Raw genomic sequence first — 19708 nt, forward strand, 5'->3', positions numbered from 1 at the left:
GGAGACCACCGTGCAGCACCCCTACACCCGCCTGCCCGCGCGGTCCTTCTGGCGTACCGCCGTCGCCGAACCCGACCCGCTCGCGATCAGCGACCTGTGGACACCGAAGTTCACCATCGGCCAGGACGACCCCGTCGTCACCGCCGGATCCTGCTTCGCCGCCCACATCGGCCGCGCCCTCCTGGAGGAGGGCATGCACTGGTACGACGCCGAACCGGCACCACCGGGCCTGACCCGCGCCGAGCGGACGGCACGCGGCTACCGCCGCTTCTCCTTCCGCACCGGGAACATCTACACCGCCGCAGCCCTGCGCCAGTGGGTCGCCTGGGCGCTCGACGAGGAGAAGCCGCCCGAGGAGGTCTGGGAGGAGGACGGCGCCTTCCACGACCCCTACCGGCCCGCCATCGAACCGGACGGCTTCGCCTCCCACGACGAGCTGCTGCACTCCCGCGAGATCACTCTCGCAGCCATCCGCACCGCTCTCACCAAGGCCGACGTCCTCGTCTTCACCCTCGGCCTGACCGAGGCCTGGCACGACACGCGGACCGGCACCGTTCTGCCGATGTGCCCCGGGACCGTGCGCGGCACCTTCGACCCCGCCCGGCACGTCCTGCACCAGCACACGGTGGCGCGGGTCCACCGCGACCTGACGGACCTGCTCGCCCTGGCCCGCGGTGTCAACTCCCGGCTGCGCACCGTCCTGACCGTCTCCCCGGTGCCGCTCACGGCCACCGCCACCGGCCGCCACGCCCTCGTCGCCACCACCCACTCCAAGTCCGTACTGCGCGCGGCGGCCGGCCAACTCGCCGACGAGGCGGACCACGTCGACTACTTCCCGTCGTACGAGATCATCACGGGCTTCCCGTACCGGGCGCGCTTCTACGAACCCAATCTGCGCACGGTCAGTCCTGACGGAGTGGCCTTCGTGATGCGGCACTTCTTCCAGGCCCTCCAGGGCCGGACCGACCAGGCGCCCACCGCGCCCGGACCAACCACCCCTGCCGCCGGCGGAGAGGACCACTGGTGTGACGACGCCGTGCTCGACTACTACAGCCCCCGCCCGGTTCCTCCTGCTGGGTGACTCCCACGCCGGCTGCGTCGGACGGGCGGCCCAGGCCGCCGGCCTGCCCTTCGTGGGCGGCCCGGTGGGTTCGGGACGGGACTTCCTGGGTCCCTTCTTCGACACCGACGGCACCGACATCGCCTTCCGGGAGGCCGCAGCACAGCGGCTGTACCGGGAGTTCCTCGACACGCTCGGCGTGGGCGTCCTCGCCGGGCTGCCGGTGCCGCTGGTGTGCACGTTCGGACTGAGTGCGCACACGGTGGCCACCCGCCAGAACTGGGACGTCCACCGGGACCGGCAGGGCGCCGTCCCGGACGGTTTCCTGCGCAGCCGCCTCTTCGCCGACCTGGTGAGGGCGAGCGTCCGAGGAGCGCTCGCCTTCTACGACCACACCGCCGCGCTGGGCCTGCGCGTCCTGGCGCCGCTGCCGCCCCAGCGCGTGCCCGGCCTGTCCGACCCGCGCGTCTTCTTCGCGGCGCAGGACGTCGTCGGCGCCGAACTCGCCTCCCGGAACGTCGAGATCGTCGACCTGCGCGCCCGCGTCACCGACGGCACGGGACTCCAACGCCCGGCCTTCTGCCAGACGGACGACACGATCCACGGCAACCTCGCCTTCGGCCGCCTCGTCGTGTCCGAACTCCTCGACCGAGGTCTGTGACCCCCTGCCCCGCACCGATTGCCCCATTCCCCCATTTCCCGATGCCCCCATTCTCCCCGTTCCTTGATCCCATCGATGCCACGGAGGTCCCTCATGGAGGACTACGCACTGCAGGCCGTCGAACGGCTCACCACCCGGCCCGCCGAGCCGTACGACACCTTCTCCGCCGCCCCGATCACCCCGCTGCTCGGCGCGGAGATCACCGGCCTCGACCTGTCCCAGGAGCTGACGCCCCAGCAGGAGAAGGAACTCAAACACGCGTTCCACACCCATCACGTCCTGGTCTTCCGCGACCAGGACATCACCCCCGACGAACACAAGCGGTTCGCGCGCGTCTTCGGCGAACTGCACCCCGTCGCACTCGCGCCCGAGGGATCCGACCCGCACATCCTGGAGATCAAGGCCACCAAGGAGTCCCGCGAGGTCGCCGGCAACGGCTGGCACGCCGACGGGACCGCCGACGCCGAACCCTCCCTCGGCTCGATGCTGTACATCACCACCGTTCCCGAGGGCGGCAGCGGCGGCGACACCCTCTTCGCCAACATGCACCTCGCCTACGAGTTGCTCTCACCCGCCATGCGCGGCTTCCTGGACGGCCTGACCGCTCTGCACGACGGAGCCCTGCCGTGGACCGCCGCCGGAATGACCCCGCCGCCCGAGTACGAGGTGCCGCGCACCGAACAGCCCGTCGTCGCCCGGCATCCGGAGACCGACCGCAAGCTGCTGTTCGTCAACGCTCCCTACACCTCGCACATCACCCAGCTGTCCCGCGCCGAGAGCGACGCCCTGCTCGGCATGCTGTACGCGCACATAGCCCGCACCCCACTGCTCCACTGCCGGGTCCGCTGGCAGGAGCGCACCCTCGTGCTCTGGGACAACCGCAGCGTCCAGCACCACGCCGTGTGGGACTACTTCCCGCACACCAGGGAGGGCCGCCGCGTGGCCGTCAACGGCACCCGCCTGCACGCCTGATCCGGCTCTCCGACCTCCCCGACGAAAGGCAAGGTGCTCCATGACCACGACCGCCGCCTCGGAGGCGTTCCTCGCCGCGCTGCGGTCTTCGGCCGCCGAACCTCCCACGGCGGCCGTGGCCGGGGCACCCTCGCCGACCTGGCTGTGGCACGTCGCCTCCGCCCTCCACGAGCAACTGCCGGCGGACATCGCGGACGGCTGGGCGGCCCGACTGCACGGGCTCCTCGCCGAACGACCGCCCGCGACCGGCCTGCACGCCGTCCATGTCTGGCACGCCGACACGATCGTGCCACTCCTCGCCCGGGCGGTTCCCGACGAGGACTCCGCCGTGATCACCGCCCTGGGAGACCTGCATCGTGCGACGACGGCGGGCAGGCCGGCCGATCGCGACACGTGGAGGACCGTGCTCGGGCCGGCGCTCCTTCGCCTCTACGACGCCGCCTACGACCGGGCGAGCACGTACGCCGAGGCCCACACGAGTGCCCGCGACTACGCGCTGGCCAATGACTTCGTCCCGGCCGAGGCCGACATCTACGGTCACGAATACGCGCGGCTGAGCAGCGAGGCGAACGCGCGGGCCTTCGCCGAGGCCCACGCGCGGGTGCTCGGCGACGCACTGTCCCGCGCATACGTGACGGAAGGGAGGGACGGGACGGAAGAGAGGAATGGAACGGAAGGGAGGGAGGGGACGGACAGGAGGGACGGGAGGGAGGGGACGGACGGGAGAGACGTGATGCACGGGAGAGAGATGACGGACGAGTGTGCGGCGTACGCCGACACGTATCCCGGTGCTCAGGTGCGCGCCGTCGTCCGGGCCACGACGACGCGGGACGATCCGTTCCCGTCCGTACGCCTGGCCGAGGGACTCCTCCTGGCGCTGGAGGCCTCGCGGCCGTAGCGGCGCGCGCGGATCGCGGTGCCGTCGCCCGGATTCGAGCGCCGTGCCGCTCATCGGTCCGCGGCCACCACGAATACCTCGCTGTCCGCATGTCCGACGATGAGACCGACTTCGGCGGCGGCGGATTTCGCCGAGTCCGCCGCGGTCACCTGGGATCAGCGCTTCGCCACAGTCAACCCTGCTCCGAGGCTGGGCCGTTGAGGGACTGCTCCGTCCAGATGCACTTGCCGTCCGGGGTGTAGCGCGCGCCCCAGTGCTGGGTGAGAGCTGTGATCAGTTGGAGGCCGCGCCCTCCTTCGTCGGTGTCCGCCGAGCGGCGGATGCGGGGCATCGCGGGGCTGGCGTCGAAGACCTCGCAGATGAGTTTGGTGCTGTGCAGCAGACGCAGGCGGACGGGGCCTCTGGCATGCCTGACGACGTTGCCGACCAGCTCGCTGGCCAGGAGTTCCGTCGTGGGAATGAGATCGGGAAGGTCCCAGGCGGCGAGCTGCTCCCGTACGTGCCGTCGGGCCTGGCCCGCTGCCGGAGCGGCGTCGGGCAGTGGCCAGGAGGCGATCCTTTCGGCCGGGAGAGCGTGCAGTTGTGCGACGAGGAGCGCGGAGTCGTCGGCGGTCAGTTGGTCCACGGGCAGCAGACCGTCGATCAGCCTGTCGCACAGCTGCTCCAGGTCGGCCGTCGCCCCGTCGTCGTGAGCCGTGCCCAGGAGCCGGGCCAATGTGGTCATGCCCGCGTCGATCTCGCGAGTGGAGGACTCCACCAGGCCGTCGGTGTAGAGCACGAGCAGGCTTCCGTCGGGCACCGGCACCTCGACCTTCTCGAAAGGCATCTTCGTGACACCCAGCGGTGGGTCGGCAGAGGTGTACGGGAAGTGCACTGAGCCGTCGGGGTGGACCAGCGCGGGTGGTGGGTGACCGGCCCGTGCCATCGAGCAGACCTGCGAGGTGGAGTCGTAGAGGGCGTAGATGCAGGTGACGTAGGACTCCTCGCCCATGCCGCTGACGATGTCGTTGAGGTGGCTCATGATCTCGTCGGGTGGCAGTTCGAGGTCGGCGAGGGTGTGCACGGCGGTGCGCAGTCGGCCCATGGTGGCCGCTTCGGGCAGGCCGTGGCCGACGACGTCACCGACGACGAGAGCCACTTGGCCGCCGGAGAGAGGGATGACGTCGTACCAGTCGCCGCCGACGTCCATGCCCTGTCCGGCGGGGAGGTAGCGGGCGGCGGTGGTGCACGCCGGCAGTGTGGGCAGACCGCGCGGGAGGAGGCTGCTCTGGAGCGCGCGGGACCGAGTGTGCTCGAAGTCGTAGAGCCGGGCCCGCTCCAGGGCCTGAGCGAAGAGGGCGCTGATGGTACTCAGCAAGGCACGCTCGTCGTCGGTCAGGTGGCGTGGGTGGTCGAAGGCCACCATGCAGACGCCGAAGGTGCGCCCGGAGGCGGTCAGCGGCAGATAGGCCCACGCCTGCTCGTCCGCCGCCTCGGGCAGCAGGAGCTCGTCGGGTACGTGCTTGGACTTCTCTGCCTGGGAGGAGAAGAACAGCGGGGTACCCGAGGTGATCGTGTCCCACTCCGGGTCGCCGGGTACCCGGGTGCGGTTGTCGAGGGCGGGCCGGAACTGGCGCGCATGACCGACGGCCCCGACGTTCTGAAGTCGGTTGCCTTCGATGACCCGCACCAGCAAGCCGGACGCGCCGAAGGGTGAGAGGACCCTGCGGGCCACGGCGTCGACCACATCCTGTGAAGTCGTCGCCTTGGCGAGTTCGGCGTTCAACTCCGCGACACGAACCGCACGTTCACTCGCCGTACGTTCCGAACGCTCGGCCTCGACCTCCAGACGCCGGGTCTCCGTGACGTCGGTGAAATAGAGGGTGCGTCCGTCCGGCCCGGGGACGAGGCGTACTTGATACAGGCGGTCGCTGCCCCACAACATCGAGTCGAAGCTGGCGGGCCCCTCCTCCCGTGCCGCCGTGCGGAACTGCTCTTCCAGCCTCGGAGCAGGCCTGGTCGTGGGCAGCTCCCACAGCACGCGTCCGAACAGCTCCTCCTCGGAGAGGCCCAGGATGCGCTCGGCCGCCAGGTTGGCGAAGGTGACATGCCAGTCGTCGTCCACGGCCAGGAAGCCGTCGCTCATGTGGCGCAGGGCCCGGCTCAGGGCGTCGCGGGCGGTTCGGGACTCGCTGGTGTCCCAGCCCATACCGATCATCCTGTACGGCTCGCCAGTCTCGTGGTACGTCGGCTTGGCCCGGGCCCTGGTCCAGCCCCAGCTGCCGTCCGGTCTGCGCACCCGGTACTCGACGTCGAAAACCGATCGGTCACGGATCGCCCGCTCCACGGCGGCGAGCGTGTAGGCCAGGTCGTCGGGATGGACGACCCTCATCCAGTCCTCGACCTTGCCCGTAAAGGCGTCCGGTGTGACGCCGTAGAGGCCCATGGACGCTTCGTCCCAGATCAGCTCGCCGGTCTCGATGTTCCAGTCCCACGACCCGATGCTGACCTCCTTGAGAGCCTGCCGCAGACGAGCGGAGCTCCGGTCGTCCGGCGGAGGTCTGACCGGAGGTGGCGCCTGGGCCAAGCGTTCCTCGGTCCATGCGACAAGGCCGCGCAGGAAGTCCCACTGGCTCGAGGTGGGTTTTCCCTGCACACCGGTCTGGACGGTGAGCACGCCGATACTGCGGTCTGCGCTCGATATGGGCAGGGCGGCCAGGCCGGTGCTGAGCCATGCGACGCCACCGTGTTCTCGGCCTGAGCCGGCCGGTGCGGCCGCGTGCGTCCCGGGACCGGCGGGTGCCATCGGCACCCACACCTCAGTGCCGCGTTGGAGGGCCTGGGCCGGTGCCAGCGGGCCGTCCTGGTCGATGATCTCCCAGGCGTGGATGCAGGCGGAGGGAATACCGGTCGCCGAAACCAGCCGGAGCGCGGACATGGGTCCGCGGAGGTGGATCGTTCCCCCGAGAGCGCTGAGCTCCGCCACGGCGTGCTGCAGTGCCAGACGGAAGACTTCGCTCTCCGTGAGGCCACGGGCCACCGACCCGAGCAGGGCCAACCGACCGTTCATACGGGGAACCTTCATCTCGTGCAAACCGTGCCTGGCAAGATTCTTCCCGGCCGATGCCGTGTCCGCCATACGGGCTCGTGGGCCCTGGACTGTCGAGCTGTGTCGAGCAGCCCTGGCGAACTGCCTTGGTGGCAGTGGGTGACCAGGCAGGGGAGTCGCCGCCGCGCACGGATTCGCGGCGGGTGCCGCGCCGCTTTCCATGATCAAGTTTCCGGCGCCGATGACGGCACCGTCACCGGTGACGGTGGTGGTGACGGCGGTGGTGGCGACGTTCGGTGCGATGAGGCCGACGTCCCCAGCTCCCTTGCCGCGCACCCTGCTGCGGGAGCCGTCGTGGCCGCGGTGCGGCGTCCGTCTGGTGGCCGATAGCGCGGTCCGCCTCGCGGCCGCCGGCCGCGCGGACGCTAGAAGGACGCGGACGCTAGAAGGAGGAGGGAGGGGGAGTGACTGGGGTCTCGGCATGGGGCGGGGGCCCCGGCAGCTTCGCTGTGCCGTCGGCCTGCATGCCGTCGAAGACCAGGTGGAGGTAGCGGCGCCACAGGTGCGGCTGGGTGTCCTGCAGGCGGGACGTCGTCTGGGGGATCCCGCTCATCAGCAGCATGACGTCCTGCCCGGTGATGTCCTGGCGGATGGCACCGTGTCGGCGGGCGCGGTCGGTCAGCGCGTCGGTGACCGCGTCCAGCTTCTCCTGGCTTCTGTGTACTTCGGGGTGATCGTGGGCCACGCCGTGGACGACCTGGCAGAAGGCGCGGTCCTCGACCTGCAGCTCGACTGCGGCGCTCATGAACTCGCGCAGTCCGTATGCCGGGTCCTCGGCTTGAGCCAGTCGCTCGCCGGTCTCGGCGAGGCGGTCCATCTTCTCGGTGACGATCGCCGCCAGGAGGTCGTCCTTCGTGGTGAAGTGCCGGAACACGGTCGCTTTGCCGATCCCGGCCCGCTCCGCGATCTCGGAGACGGGCACTTCGGTGCCCTGTTCGGCGAACGCATCGGCTGCCGCGGTCACCAGGAGCTTTCTGGTCCGGACGGCATCGCTGCGCATCGGCTTGACCGCTGCTGGATCCGTCACGGCTCCTCCCTCGTTCACGAGCGCGTGCAGTTTAACGGACCCCCTGGTCAGCTTGTACGGCGCGCAATGTGACCTATGGGTCACCTTCCCGGGGTCCGAACGTGACCGCGCGGTCCGTATGCGTGTTACGGTCAATGTGACCGCCCGGTCCGGTTGTGTCGGAGGACCCGTCTCATCACCCCTACCGCCCTAACCCCTACCGCCCTCCGCTGTCGAGGCCTGGACGGCTCGTTGCACACCCTGATCGAGATGGCGTACACCCGCATCCCGGCAGCCTTGACCTCCGCCATGCCGGGCACCGAAAGGAGAAGCATGTCCAACCGTCTGCAGTCCAAGGTCATCATCGTCACCGGAGGCTCCTCCGGCATGGGCGCGGCCCTCGCGAAGCGCGCCGCGTCCGAGGGGGCCGCGGTGCTCATCGGGGCCCGTGACAAGGAGCGTGGCGAGGCGACCGCGGCGGAGATCGTCCGAGACGGCGGCAAGGCACTGTTCGTCCCGACCGACGTGACGGTCGAGGAGGAGATCGCCCATCTGGTCGATGTCGCCGTCAAGGAGTTCGGCGGCCTGCACGGCGCGTTCAACAACGCGGGCGGCGGCAACAGCCAGGGAGCGCTCGGAGACATCGACGCACCCTTCTGGGACAGCGTCATCGCCCTCAACCTGACCAGCGTCTTCTACAGCCTCAAGCACGAGATTCCGGCGATCGTGGCCAGCGGCGGCGGCTCCGTCGTCAACAACGCCTCCGTGGTCGGCGTCGTGGGTGACCCGGGGGCTCCGGCCTACGCGGCTGCCAAGCACGGCGTCGTGGGCCTCACCCGCTCGACGGCGCTCGACGCCGCCAAGGCAGGAGTGCGGGTCAACGCCCTGGTGACGGGTCTGGTGAACACCCCGCTGTGGCGGGGCTTCACCGAGAGCAACCCGGAAGCCGCGAACGCCCTCCTCGACCAGCAGCCGACCGGCCGCGCCGCCGAGGAGTCGGAGATCGCCGCGTTCGCCACCTTCCTGCTCAGCGACGAGAGCCCGTTCATCACCGGCGCCGCTCTCGCCATCGACGGCGCGCTGACCGCCGGCTACTGAGCCTTCCCCGGCCCGACCAGCCGGTCCGCTCCGCCCCACCGTGCGCCGGGCGTCGCACCCACACCGTGGCTGCGCGAACAGCCCCGGCCAACTGCGGTGCCCGTCACGTGGGCCCGGGCCGACTGGCGGACTCGGACGTTCGCGCCGCAGCCGCGTGACCGGACCGAGCGCGTTCGCACGGGCTCCCGACCCCTCTACGAGATGCAGGCCGACGACGAGGCGAAGACGGACAGGGCGGGTTGATCGCGACTCGATACGTACCGTTGCCGGACCGCATGACGCTGGGGTGTGCGGGGTCGGCGTAGCAGCTGGCCCACGATCAGCACACGCACCCGGAACAGCGTCACTGGGCCGGGATCGGCTGAGTGAGGTTCACCGGGTTGCCGTCGGGGTCCTGGATGTGGGCGACGCGCTGTCCCCACGGCATGTTGTTGGGGCCGCCGCGGACCGAGCCGCCGAGCGCCGCCACCCGGCCGAGCGTCTCGTCGACGTCGTCGACAGCGATGCTGAGCAGGATCCGCGACGCCGCCCCAGTCCCCGGGTCCGCCTTGGCCACCAGACCGAGGTCGGTGTCGCCGATGCGCAAGCCGAGGTAGAAGGGCGGGCCTTCCGCCGGTATCCGGAAGATCTCCTCAGCGCCGAACAATTTCGTATAGAAGCCGAGCAGAACGTCCTGGTCGGCAGTCACGATCACTGGCTGGATGGTGGACATGGCACTCCTGTCGAACGGTCGTGTCGCTGGGTAGACCGTTTGAAGACGGCGAACTCATCGGAAGAACCACCCCGCCGGACGATCTAGGACACGGACTGCCGCCGACGACCAGCACGAGCACCCGGAAACGAGGTCCGGTCACCCCGCTGAGGTGGCGGCGGCTCACAAGGACCGTCGGGACGGTTCGGCGGGCAAGTTCAGGAAGCGAGAGTTCGCCGTGAGCGTCGGTCGATCCGCACCCTGTGTCAGTGCTCCGCGGCATGATGAACGCCGTGAACACCGAGATGCTGATAGATGTCTGGCAGCGGCTCCTGGCCGACCCCCGAAAGTCGTGGGTGCTGTTCGAGCATGGCACTTGTGTCGTGCTGACCGCTCCGGATGGAGAACTTGCTGACCAAGCTACCGAGATCCTTGGCGAGTTCGGCTCGGTACATGCCGGCTCAGCGGCAGGAGACTTCGGGGTGATCGACCTCAAGGATGTCGAGGGATGGGTAGTCACCGGCCATCACAACGACGTCCTCACCTATGTCGGCCTTGATGAGCCTCGTGATCAGTCGGAGATCGCTGTCGGACTGTTGGGACGGTCCAAGCGTCATCGGGATGGCACCGAACTGCGCATCGTCCATGTCGAGGACAAGCGAGCTTCGGCGGACGCCGCGCAGTAGGGCACCTCACTGCGCGCGTGGAGCAGCTCTGGACGTGGTCGCCGATCTCGGAGGGCCCTCACGTATCCCCGCACGGCGCCAGGTCCGTCGCCCGAAGGACTGTGGCGGAGCGGGGCGCAGAAGGCGAGGGTGTGCTCAAGTACGGCTTCGAAATGGCTGAGGCCGCGGGTGGGAACGGGGGCGGCGTCCCGACGGTGGTGATGCGGTTTCGGTGGTTGACGACTTCGCCGAGGTCGGTGTCGTGCCGGCGGGGGAGCGGACCGATCAAGGCGTCGACTCGGCTGGGGTCCCGGGCCGGACCGATGGCCGTTGAGCGGTCGCCGTGCGGCAGTTGGGAGGCCTGCCGCTAGGCCGGGTTCGGCGGGGTAATCGGGAAGCGACAGCGGTAACCGTCGATGTTCGAGGAGGTACGTACCGTGCACGCCTTGAAGAGCTGGCTCGACCGCAGTCTGTTCGCACAGGGGGTCCTGGTTCTTGTGTTGGCTGTGGGGGTCAACGCCCTGCTCCGTCGGGGTGAGCACCCGGCGATATGGGTGATCCAGGCCGCGCTCTACACCGCCATCTGCGTCGGGTTCATGGCCGTACAACGTCGCAGGATCGCGCGTGCGGCCGGCACCGACCCACGCGGACTCGCTGAACTCAATCGCAAGATCGTGCACCGTGTTGTGCCACAGGATCCCCAGGAGCAGGCGACCATGCGACGGCTCGTCGACGAACACCTCGGGCGCATGGAGCGGGGAAAGCGGTGGCTGCCGTACTGGCTGGGCTTCATGGGCCTGGTCGCCGCCGGACTGCTGGTACTGGGGGTGAGCACCGGTGAACTGACCTTGCCGCTGGTCTTCGCGGTCGGAGTGATCGGGTTCTGCTACTGGATGATGTGGATGCGTCGCCGCTCGTTGGAGCGCTGTCGCTACATGGACTCAGCTCTGAAGAGTCGGCGGACAGTTCTGAGTTGAGCGGAGCTCCGCGAAGAGCGCGTCCCCCGCCGCCTCCTGCGCGAGGCCCGGTCTCATAGATGATCTAAGGGGCAGTTCGTGAGCCCGCTGCTTCGACCGTCCGTGGCAGGTACGGCGCAGCGGGCAGGCCGGGAAGGTGTCCCGGAAGGACCGCCGACGCCGTACCACCCGGTGTTGCGTGGCAATGATCCCCCTGTGTATCAGGACATGACCTTGTCCCGCAGGAATCGGACGACCTCCGTGAAGTCGGTCATGGGCAGGCCTTCGGAGGCAATCAGATCCACTTGGGCCAACACGGCGGCCTGGTCCCAGTAGAGCCGTTCGCTCTCCATCAGGCCGTCGCGGAATTTCACCTTCACCAACAGGGGTACTTCGAGGTCCCGTCCGGTCGGGGCGAGTCCGGGCAGCAGGAAAGGGATCTCCTGGTCGTGACGCATCCGCATGAGGATCTCTTCGACGAGGAAGTCGTCGCCCACCGACCGATCCACCGTCTCGGTGACGGTGTTCTGCGGAATGCCGGGAATGAAGACGTCCCGGTAGTACCGCCGTAGGTGTTCCTTGCCTGAACCACCGCTCATCGTCGGCAGATGCATCACACTGGCGTCGTCCACCATGGTGCTCACTGTCAGGTCGGCGTCCTTGGTCTCGAACTCGTACGCCGTGTGCTGCTCCCACAGGGCGACCATTTCCTCTTGGTTCACCATGTCTCCTTCGCAGGTCTCTCGCAGGTGAAGGGGCTCCTTGCCGATCAGCCCCAGGCCGACCAACGAGAGTCGCCACGGAAAGGGTGCGACCAGGGATCACTCGAACGTACGAGAGCCGCCCCGGTGGCACGTGCTGTCGTACACCCCCCTCCTTGGGGCGGGGCCGACTCGCGACTGGCATTCCGTCACCTCATGAGTCACCCTTCGGTGGCTGCTCGCACAGCCGACTGGCCTGAATCCAGGCGTATGACTCACGGCCGCACGCCGGACAGCGGCCACGCTCGTGCGCGGCGGGCGACACGCTCCATCTCGACTAGATGAATGATGCGAAGGGTTAGTGGTCATAGGCGGTCAGCGAGCGCATGACGGGCTGGCCGGTGTGGTCGTTGGGCCAGATCGCGCTGGTCAGGCCGAGGATGCGTTGCAGGACGCGGGCCATCACTCCGCCGTGGAGCATGTCGAGCAGGGTCTGCCGTTCGTCGGCCTTCGCGCCGGTGAGCGTGAAGGCAGCGCCATCAGCCTGGCGGGTGATGGCCGCAGTGCACATCACCAGGGCACCGCGCCGGCGTCGTCGAAGAACTGTCCGGTGGGGCCGTCGTCGGGCAGGGTCGCGAGTTTGATGGCGATCGCCGCGCCCTGTTCGGGGGTGCGCACGCCGCGGAAGCCGTTGAGGTCGGTGGCGACGTAGCCGGGGCAGCCGGTGTTGATCAGGATGTTCGTGCCGCTCAGCTCCCGGGCGTATTGGAGGGTGACGGCGTTCAGGAACGTCTTCGACGGCGCGTACGCCGCGGACACCGGACCTGCCGTCTGCTCGGCGGCGGGTCCTGACTGCCGGGTGAGGGAGCCGACGCTGCTGGACATGTTCACGATTCGTGGTGCGGCGGAGCGGCGCAGCAGCGGCAGCATCGCGTTGGTGACGCGGATGACGCCGATCACGTTGGTGTCCACGACTGTGTGTATGGTGGCGGGGTCGATCCGGGTGGGCTCCTGTGGCATGTCGCCTGCGATGGCGGCGTTGTTGACGAGCACGTCGAGGAGTCCGGCCTGTTCGTCGATCAGCCGTGCGGCGGCGGTCGCGCTCGCGTCGTCGGTCACGTCCAGCGGTACGGCGAACGCGTCGATGCCGGCGGCGCGCAGTTTCTCCACCGCGGCGCTTCCGCGCTGGTTGTCGCGGGCGCCGACGCCGACGCTCCAGCCGAGGGCACCCAGGCCTGCGGCGATCTCGTAGCCGATTCCCTTGTTCGCGCCGGTGACCAGCGCGATCGTCCGTTCAGTCATAGGGACGATGCTGCCTTCGGGCCTCGGCGGGGGTCCAAGACCGATCGGGTGCGCAACGATACCGTCAGGGTATTGATCCGGGATAGCGTGGCCGGATGGAGACCCGGGAACTGCGGTATTTCGTCGCTGTCGCCGAAGAGCTGCACTTCGGGCGTGCCGCGCAGCGGCTCGGGATCGCGCAGCCACCGTTGTCACGGGCGATCCAGCGGATCGAACGCCGGCTCGGGGCAGTGCTGTTGGATCGGACCAGTCGCACTGTCACGCTGACCGAGGCCGGCTCGGTGCTGTTGGTCGAGGGCCGGGCGGCTCTCGACGCGGTCGAGGCCGCCGAGCGTCGGACCCGCCGCGCCGCCCTTTCCGTGACCGGCAGCCCCGGCCTGGTCCTGGTCACGAAGGCCAGCGCGTCCAGGGAACTGCTGGCGAGACTGCTCGACGCGTACGCCGCCGAACCCGGCGCGGTCCCCGTCGACGTCATCCTGTGCGGTCCGGCCGAGCAGGAACGATTCCTGCGCGAGGGCCGGGCCGACGTGGCGCTGCTGCACCGGCCGTTCGACTCGACGGCCGGATTCCACACCGAAGAGCTCAGCACGGAGAGTCAGGTCGTGGTCCTGCCGGCCGGGCATCCGCTCACCGCCCGGGCCCATGTGCACATGGCCGACATCACCGGGCTGCCGGGCCTGCCCCTCCCACGCTGGCCCGACCCCGACGGCACCTACCCGCCCGGTCCGGGCCCGCAGGTCCGCGACCATGCGCAGTTGTTGCAGCTCGTCGCGCTCGGCCGGGCCTGTGCGGTCTCACCGGAGTCGTGCCGAGCGCAACTGCACGGTGACCTCGCCGCCGTGCCCGTGCTGGACGCGCCGACAGTCACCACCGTGATCGCCTGGCCACCGCACAGCCGGTCCAGAGCCGTCGCCGACCTCATCCGGACTGCGACACGTCTCCAGTAGCCCCCACCCGACCGGCCAGGCTCCACCCATCGTGGCCCGGCTCAGGCGGCAGATCGCGGTGGGTGCACGCGGCTGGTGTCGGTCTGCGCGACCAGGTGACATCTGTCTCGACCACTCACACCTTCGCATCATTCATCTAGGCCGCGTGCATGGTGGCCGCGTGCCGTGCCGTGCCGAATGCCCTGGTCGGGCGGCCGACGGTCCGGCCACGGCACCGTGCGTCAGCGACCGGGAACGGCTCGTACGTCAGGCAGGCTGGGCCCACATCGCCGCCGCAGCCGACCGCTAGCGGGCCCACCGCGGCCACGCCGCCAGGCTGCTCAAGATCGTCCGCAGACGGTGCATCAGCCCCGTCCAGTGCCTGTATCAGACTCCACATGAGGGTCGGTCGAGCGGTATTCGTCTGTCGAGTCGGTCTGAGTCGGTGTCCGCTTGGACGCCGTGGCGGCTGTCGTGAGGGCGTGGCGGTTGGACCAGGTCAGGGCTGCCGTCGCGGTCAGGGCGAGGAGGGGGACGGCGAATCCGGCTCGTGTGCCGCCGGGACCGTCGACGAGCCGGCCGGCCGTGGCGGCGGCGACGGCGATGCCCGCCGCACTCGCGGAGTTCGTCCAGGTGAAGGCTTGGGTCAGGACCGATCGGTCCATGACCGACTCGACAAGCGTCGAGGAGGCGATGATGCACGGAGCGACGCCCGCACCGGGGAGCAGGAGGGCGAGGCCGAGCTGCCAGGGGGTGTCGGCCAGGAGCGGCAGCAGTGACGCGGAGGCCAGGAAGGCCAGGATCAGGGGCAGTTGGGTCGCGGACGGGGTGTGCCGGCCGTGTCGCCCGTAGGCCAGACCGGCCAGCAGGCTTACCGCGCTCATCATTCCGTACAGGAATCCGGCTGCCGCGGCGGTGTGATGGACGTCGGCGAAGGCGCTCACCGAGACCTGCGTCGAGCCGAAGAAGACACCCAGGGCCAGATTGACCGCCAGTAGGGTGGCGAAATTCCGGGTCAACAGAGTCCCCGGGCCCCGGGCAGCCCCATGTTTCGGGGCGTCCGTTGCGCCGGGCGTCGGGGCGGTACGACGCAGCGCCGCGAAGGCCAGTCCGGCGCCGACGACGAGCGCCCCCGCCAGCAACGTACCTGCGGCCGGGTGCAATTGGGTTGCCGTCAGCACGGCGAGAGCGGGACCGAGGAGGAAGGCGACCTCGTTGCTGATCGTTTCGAGTGCGAGAGCCGGTGTGAGTTCAGCCCTGCCGTGCAGCAAGGCCGACCAGCGGGCCGCGGAGAGCGCACCGAACTGTGGGATGGTCGCTCCGACGGTGAGGCCGGCCGCCATCAGCGTCACCGCGGGCGCCCCCGTCAGGGCCAGCGCGACCAGGGCGGCGGTCGCTCCGGCGTGGGCACACAGGAGGGGGACGAGGACGCGCGGCTGTCCGAAACGGTCCATGAGACGGGCCGTCTGCGGGCCCACCAGGGTCTCCGCCACGGCGAACGAGCCAGTGACCAGGCCGGCCACCCCGAAGGACCCGGTCTCGGCATGGACCAGCCAGACGACGCCGAGACCGGCCATGGCCACCCCGACCCGAGCGGGCGCCGCGGCCAGGAAGAAGGCCACCGCGCCGGGGGTCCGCAGGGCTGAACGGTAGGAGGCGATGCCCGTCCTCCCCGATCCGGTGTTGCGAAACCCCCGTGCGGTACGGCGGAAATCCGGTGCGGTACGACGAAACCAGTGCCGCGGAGTCACGGTGAACCTTCCGCTGCGCGGTGGGACGGTCCGAGAGAACGACGCCCGTCGCGGGCACCACCCCCCGCCGCCAGGAGTCGTCCAAGTTGACGCAGACGGGGCGGAATCGAATTCCGCGTCGGCGTCGGCTCCAGCGCCGGCAGAAACGTTGAGTGTTGTGATCGAGGAAACGAGATCGAAGAGCGGGTCAGGCAGGAAACGACACTAGCGGCGAGGGAGGGCGGAGAGAAGACCGTCCCGGAGAAGTACGTCGGCCCGGCCGGCGCGACGGTCGCCGGTTCGGCGGTCTCCCGCGCAGCAGTCGCGGAGGACGGTTGGCTTTCCGGCGCTGAGTATCTGGCGTCGCGCCTCGTGCTGCCATCCCCGCAAGCCGCCGATCAGACCTCAGGGCCGATGGAGTGGCCTGTACCGCCAGCTGAGAACGCATCAGGCCCAGGGAGGGCGCGAGGATGCAGTTCCCAGCTTCTACGAGACCCCGCTCGCCTACCTCCTGGGCCAGCTCGACGTCGGACACGTCGTGCTCTGCGGACAGGTCACGGAACAGTGCGTGCTGTACTCCGCGCTGGACGCCCACATCCGCCACCTTCAAGTGACCGTGCCGGACGACGCGGTCGCCCACATCCATCCCGACCTCCCCGACGCCGCAATGGAGATGATGACGCGAAACATGGGAGTGAACATCTGCGCCGTGGACGCCGTGGAGTTCTAGCCGTGCTTCCCGCTAGCGCGCCAGACGGCTCATGGCAACAGGCGGGGCCTGGCGGCCCCATGGCGCGGCAACGCTTCCCAGCCGCCCTTCGTCCGATGGCCGGCCGTCCGCCCTTGGGTCGCCGCCGACCTGTCCGACCTGTCCGCGCGGCCCGGCCCGCCCGTCGCACGCTCTTACGCCGTTACACCTCAAGGATCGGGGAAGTTGCCTTGCACCAGGCGGATGCGGGGCTCTCTGACGTCGCATCGAGCGTCGACAACCTTCGAGTCCGACTTACCCTGCAGCCCCTCACCCCTCACCCCTCACCCCTCACCCCTCACCCCTCACCCCTCACCCCTCACCCCTCACCCATCACCCTCAGCCCCCGAGCCCCTCACCCCGCACGGCCACGAAGCACTTCCGCCCGCACTCGTCGTGAACTCCTGCGCCACACCGGCGCAACGCCAGACCCGCACCGACCTTGGGTACAACACCTCAGTGGACCCTCGCCGTTCAGCGCCGCTAGCCTGGCCGGGTGCGACCGTCGGCAGCGTGCCGCTCATGGAGTCGCCGGACCGGTCCGATACGACCCCAAACGCACATTCACCTCCGCTCGGCCACGCGTCCACGTCGCCTCCGGTTTCCCGGGTGTACGCCTCGGATTGCTTCCATCGAGCGATGGACCACATCACGTTCCTTGTGGCGGTCGTCATCGTCACGGCTCTGGCCTTCGACTTCACGAACGGGTTCCACGACACGGCGAACGCAATGGCCACGTCCATCGCGACCGGCGCGCTCAAGCCGAAAACAGCGGTCCTGATCAGCGGCGTCCTGAACATCGTCGGTGCCTTCCTGTCCACCGAGGTCGCCAAGACGATCTCGAGCGGCATCGTCGACGACACGCTGGTCACACCGGGCATGATCTTCGCGGGGCTGGTCGGGGCGATTCTCTGGAATCTGCTGACCTGGCTGCTCGGACTGCCGTCCAGCTCCTCGCACGCCCTGTTCGGCGGCTTGATCGGAGCCGTGTGGGTCGGCGCGGGCGAGCACGGCGTCCACTTCGACAAGATCATCGAGAGGGTGCTGATCCCTGCCGTGGCCTCACCGGTCGTGGCGGGTGTCGCTGCGCTGCTGGCCACCTACCTCGCGTACCGGATCACCGCGCGGGGCCGCCAGGAATCGGTGACCAAGGGGTTCCGGCTCGGCCAGATCGCCTCGGCCTCCCTGGTCTCGCTCGCGCACGGCACGAACGACGCGCAGAAGACGATGGGTGTCATCACGCTGACCTTGATCTCGGCGGGCTCTCTCGGCCACGACGCCGGTCCCCCCGTGTGGGTCATCGCGTCGGCCGGTCTCGCCATCGGACTCGGGACCTACCTCGGCGGCTGGCGGATCATCCGCACCATGGGCAAGGGGCTCACCGACATCCAGTCGCCGCAGGGGTTCGCGGCGGAGGCGGCCTCCACCACCGTGATCCTCACCTCCGCGCACCTCGGTTTCGCGCTCTCCACCACGCAGGTCTGTTCCGGAGGCATCCTCGGCGCCGGTCTGGGCAGGCGCCTGGCCGAGGTCCGCTGGGGCACGGCGGGCCGCATGGTGATCGGCTGGCTGATCACGCTGCCGGCCGCCGCACTGGTCGGCGGTGTCTCGGCGAGCGTGGTGAAGCACGGTGGGAACGTCGGCACCGCGGTGATCGCTCTGTGCGCCGTCGCCGTCGCCGCATTCATCGTCGTCGCCTCGCGCCGCGACCCGGTCCACGCGAACAACGTGAACGACACCCACAAGGTCACCGTCCGTGGCGGGACGCCTGCCGGCGTCGGCACCGCCGCCTGAGCCCGAAGAGAGTTTCGTACGATGGATCTGGACTGGACCGCACTCGGTGAGGTCACCGCGGTGAGTATCGGAGTCACCGTCGCAGTGGTCGTCGTCTTCGCGCTCGGTGTCCTGGGTATTTCTCAGGTCGAGACCGCGCGGGAGACGGACAGCGGCGGCACTCACGTCCTCGGTCTCGCCCAGGCCGGGATCTGCTTCCTGGCCTGCGCGGCCGTGGTCGCGTACGGGATTTATCTGATCGTGCCGCAGTTCCACTGAGGCCAAGGCGGAGAGACACGATGACAGCACTACTGGCGGGCATGACCGTCGACTACAGCGACCACGACGATCCGGTGCTGATCCGGCCGGACGGCACCCCGGTGGACACCTGGCGGGAGAACTACCCCTACCAGGAGCGCATGGAGCGCAAGGAGTACGACTGGCACAAGCGGCTGCAGCAGATAGAACTGCTGAAGCTGCAGAGCTGGATCAAGGAGAGCGGGCGCCGCCTCGTCATCGTCTTCGAGGGGCGCGACGCGGCCGGCAAGGGCGGCACGATCAAGCGGTTCACCGAGCACCTCAATCCGCGGGGCGCGCGCGTCGTGGCCCTGGAGAAGCCGACCGAGCGCGAGCGCGGGCAGTGGTACTTCCAGCGGTATGTCGAGCATCTGCCGACCGCCGGCGAGATCGTGATGTTCGACCGCTCCTGGTACAACCGGGCCGGCGTCGAGCGGGTCATGGGCTTCTGCACTGACGACGATTACCGGCGCTTCATGCGGCAGGCGCCCGCGTTCGAGCGGATGCTCGTCGACGACGGAGTGGACCTGATCAAGTTCTGGTTCTCGGTGTCCCAGGGCGAACAGCGCACCCGCTTCACGATCCGGCAGGTCGATCCCGTACGACAGTGGAAGCTCAGCCCCATGGACCTGGCCTCGCTCGACCGCTGGGACGACTACACGGCAGCCAAGGTCGCCATGTTCCGTGAGACGGACACCGTGCAGGCGCCCTGGACCGTTGTGAAGAGCAACGACAAGAAGCGGGCCCGTGTCGAGGCGATGCGCAGCGTCCTTGCCCGTTTTGACTACGCGGACAAGGACGAGGACGTCGTCGGCAGCCCCGATCCGAGCATCGTGGGTGCGGCCGCGAACCTGCTGGAGGCGGGCGAGGACGACCACGATCACTGAGCGGGCGCCCAGGAGATGTTCGCGGTGCATGGGTACGCCGCGGGCACGGCGCCCTGTGCCGCCCGCTTCGGGTTTCCGCGTCATCGTCGTCGATGAGTCGTAGCGGCGCAGCCGAAGTCGTGGCAGAAGATCGCGGCCACGAACGACGCGGCGTGTCGGTGAGGCGGCCAGAGCTGGGCGTCCACAAGGCGTGACAGCGGCTGCGGCCGGTTGTCGAATCCAGTAGCTCAGCGACGAGGGGCGACGAAT

Annotated in this window: 17 protein-coding genes and 2 pseudogenes; 12 read left to right on the plus strand and 7 right to left on the minus strand. The window is 69.2% G+C overall.

The genetic code is table 11. From position 1 onward, the window contains the following. The first annotated feature begins 10 nt into the window (after positions 1-10). The 4 genes from ACFV0T_RS18725 to ACFV0T_RS18740 all read left to right on the plus strand — a co-directional run bounded on the left by ACFV0T_RS18725 (position 11) and on the right by ACFV0T_RS18740 (position 3591). Positions 11-1081 (plus strand): GSCFA domain-containing protein, encoded by a 1071-nt coding sequence (locus ACFV0T_RS18725; protein WP_385779921.1) that lies wholly within the window; start codon positions 11-13, stop codon positions 1079-1081. 52 nt (positions 1082-1133) lie between these two features. After that, positions 1134-1721, plus strand: a complete 588-nt coding sequence (locus ACFV0T_RS18730; RefSeq protein WP_385779925.1) for a hypothetical protein — start codon at positions 1134-1136, stop codon at positions 1719-1721. Positions 1722-1814: 93 nt separating this feature from the next. Continuing rightward, positions 1815-2693: a TauD/TfdA dioxygenase family protein gene (locus ACFV0T_RS18735; RefSeq protein WP_385779928.1), complete on the plus strand. Its 879-nt coding sequence runs from the start codon at positions 1815-1817 to the stop codon at positions 2691-2693. Between the two features lie 40 nt (positions 2694-2733). Beyond that, positions 2734-3591: a hypothetical protein gene (locus ACFV0T_RS18740; protein ID WP_385779931.1), complete on the plus strand. Its 858-nt coding sequence runs from the start codon at positions 2734-2736 to the stop codon at positions 3589-3591. A 172-nt stretch (positions 3592-3763) separates the two neighbouring features. Here the strand turns inward: ACFV0T_RS18740 and ACFV0T_RS18745 are convergent, their stop codons facing one another. Continuing rightward, complete coding sequence (locus ACFV0T_RS18745; protein WP_385779933.1) at positions 3764-6640, minus strand: SpoIIE family protein phosphatase; 2877 nt, start codon at positions 6638-6640, stop codon at positions 3764-3766. A gap of 421 nt (positions 6641-7061) precedes the next feature. Further along, complete coding sequence (locus ACFV0T_RS18750; RefSeq protein WP_385779937.1) at positions 7062-7706, minus strand: TetR/AcrR family transcriptional regulator; 645 nt, start codon at positions 7704-7706, stop codon at positions 7062-7064. 312 nt (positions 7707-8018) lie between these two features. Here ACFV0T_RS18750 and ACFV0T_RS18755 point away from each other — a divergent pair, with 312 nt between their 5' ends. Then, positions 8019-8783, plus strand: coding sequence for an SDR family NAD(P)-dependent oxidoreductase (locus tag ACFV0T_RS18755; protein ID WP_385779940.1), 765 nt, complete (start codon positions 8019-8021; stop codon positions 8781-8783). 343 nt (positions 8784-9126) lie between these two features. On the opposite strand, the gene ACFV0T_RS18760 is transcribed toward ACFV0T_RS18755, so the two are convergent. After that, a complete protein-coding gene (locus ACFV0T_RS18760; RefSeq protein ID WP_385779943.1) occupies positions 9127-9495 on the minus strand; it encodes a VOC family protein in 369 nt (122 codons plus the stop codon). Between the two features lie 263 nt (positions 9496-9758). Between ACFV0T_RS18760 and ACFV0T_RS18765 the strand changes: the two genes are divergently transcribed. Both ACFV0T_RS18765 and ACFV0T_RS18770 read left to right on the plus strand, forming a co-directional pair. Beyond that, positions 9759-10160, plus strand: a complete 402-nt coding sequence (locus ACFV0T_RS18765) for a hypothetical protein (protein WP_385780196.1) — start codon at positions 9759-9761, stop codon at positions 10158-10160. A 416-nt stretch (positions 10161-10576) separates the two neighbouring features. After that, on the plus strand, positions 10577-11116 hold the full coding sequence (locus ACFV0T_RS18770; RefSeq protein WP_385780199.1) for a hypothetical protein: 540 nt from the start codon (positions 10577-10579) through the stop codon (positions 11114-11116). Positions 11117-11316: 200 nt separating this feature from the next. On the opposite strand, the gene ACFV0T_RS18775 is transcribed toward ACFV0T_RS18770, so the two are convergent. From ACFV0T_RS18775 to ACFV0T_RS18785, 3 genes and pseudogenes are all read right to left on the minus strand, one after another. Further along, positions 11317-11820, minus strand: a complete 504-nt coding sequence (locus tag ACFV0T_RS18775; protein ID WP_385779945.1) for a nuclear transport factor 2 family protein — start codon at positions 11818-11820, stop codon at positions 11317-11319. 334 nt (positions 11821-12154) lie between these two features. Next, positions 12155-12265, minus strand: a pseudogene (locus tag ACFV0T_RS18780) (IS982 family transposase); the annotation flags it as partial. A gap of 101 nt (positions 12266-12366) precedes the next feature. Further along, positions 12367-13098 carry an SDR family oxidoreductase gene (locus ACFV0T_RS18785; protein ID WP_385779948.1) on the minus strand — a complete coding sequence of 244 codons (732 nt, stop codon included), beginning with the start codon at positions 13096-13098 and terminating at the stop codon, positions 12367-12369. Between the two features lie 95 nt (positions 13099-13193). Here ACFV0T_RS18785 and ACFV0T_RS18790 point away from each other — a divergent pair, with 95 nt between their 5' ends. Beyond that, on the plus strand, positions 13194-14045 hold the full coding sequence (locus ACFV0T_RS18790; RefSeq protein ID WP_385779951.1) for a LysR family transcriptional regulator: 852 nt from the start codon (positions 13194-13196) through the stop codon (positions 14043-14045). 344 nt (positions 14046-14389) lie between these two features. On the opposite strand, the gene ACFV0T_RS18795 is transcribed toward ACFV0T_RS18790, so the two are convergent. Continuing rightward, positions 14390-15646: an MFS transporter gene (locus tag ACFV0T_RS18795; RefSeq protein WP_385779954.1), complete on the minus strand. Its 1257-nt coding sequence runs from the start codon at positions 15644-15646 to the stop codon at positions 14390-14392. A 592-nt stretch (positions 15647-16238) separates the two neighbouring features. Here ACFV0T_RS18795 and ACFV0T_RS18800 point away from each other — a divergent pair. The 4 genes and pseudogenes from ACFV0T_RS18800 to ppk2 form a co-directional block, all read left to right on the plus strand. Beyond that, a pseudogene (locus ACFV0T_RS18800) lies at positions 16239-16484 on the plus strand (cysteine hydrolase family protein); the annotation flags it as partial. Between the two features lie 657 nt (positions 16485-17141). Next, entirely contained in the window at positions 17142-18296 is a 1155-nt protein-coding gene (locus ACFV0T_RS18805) for an anion permease (RefSeq protein ID WP_385779956.1), read from the plus strand. Between the two features lie 21 nt (positions 18297-18317). Beyond that, positions 18318-18554, plus strand: a complete 237-nt coding sequence (locus tag ACFV0T_RS18810) for a hypothetical protein (RefSeq protein WP_385779959.1) — start codon at positions 18318-18320, stop codon at positions 18552-18554. 20 nt (positions 18555-18574) lie between these two features. Continuing rightward, positions 18575-19459, plus strand: coding sequence for a polyphosphate kinase 2 (gene ppk2, locus ACFV0T_RS18815; protein WP_385779962.1), 885 nt, complete (start codon positions 18575-18577; stop codon positions 19457-19459). Positions 19460-19708: the final 249 nt, after the last annotated feature.

The sequence above is a fragment of the Streptomyces sp. NPDC059582 genome, from assembly GCF_042735715.1.
GTDB lineage: Bacteria > Actinomycetota > Actinomycetes > Streptomycetales > Streptomycetaceae > Streptomyces.

Coding starts and splice junctions, on each gene's coding strand:
- ACFV0T_RS18735 (WP_385779928.1), top strand. CDS start 1,815: ATGGAGGACTACGCACTGCAGGCCGTCGAACGGCTCACCACCCGGCCC.
- ACFV0T_RS18740 (WP_385779931.1), top strand. CDS start 2,734: ATGACCACGACCGCCGCCTCGGAGGCGTTCCTCGCCGCGCTGCGGTCT.
- ACFV0T_RS18745 (WP_385779933.1), bottom strand. CDS start 6,640: ATGAACGGTCGGTTGGCCCTGCTCGGGTCGGTGGCCCGTGGCCTCACG.
- ACFV0T_RS18755 (WP_385779940.1), top strand. CDS start 8,019: ATGTCCAACCGTCTGCAGTCCAAGGTCATCATCGTCACCGGAGGCTCC.
- ACFV0T_RS18760 (WP_385779943.1), bottom strand. CDS start 9,495: ATGTCCACCATCCAGCCAGTGATCGTGACTGCCGACCAGGACGTTCTG.
- ACFV0T_RS18765 (WP_385780196.1), top strand. CDS start 9,759: ATGAACGCCGTGAACACCGAGATGCTGATAGATGTCTGGCAGCGGCTC.
- ACFV0T_RS18775 (WP_385779945.1), bottom strand. CDS start 11,820: ATGGTGAACCAAGAGGAAATGGTCGCCCTGTGGGAGCAGCACACGGCG.
- ACFV0T_RS18785 (WP_385779948.1), bottom strand. CDS start 13,098: ATGACTGAACGGACGATCGCGCTGGTCACCGGCGCGAACAAGGGAATC.
- ACFV0T_RS18790 (WP_385779951.1), top strand. CDS start 13,194: ATGGAGACCCGGGAACTGCGGTATTTCGTCGCTGTCGCCGAAGAGCTG.
- ACFV0T_RS18805 (WP_385779956.1), top strand. CDS start 17,142: ATGGACCACATCACGTTCCTTGTGGCGGTCGTCATCGTCACGGCTCTG.
- ACFV0T_RS18810 (WP_385779959.1), top strand. CDS start 18,318: ATGGATCTGGACTGGACCGCACTCGGTGAGGTCACCGCGGTGAGTATC.
- ppk2 (WP_385779962.1), top strand. CDS start 18,575: ATGACAGCACTACTGGCGGGCATGACCGTCGACTACAGCGACCACGAC.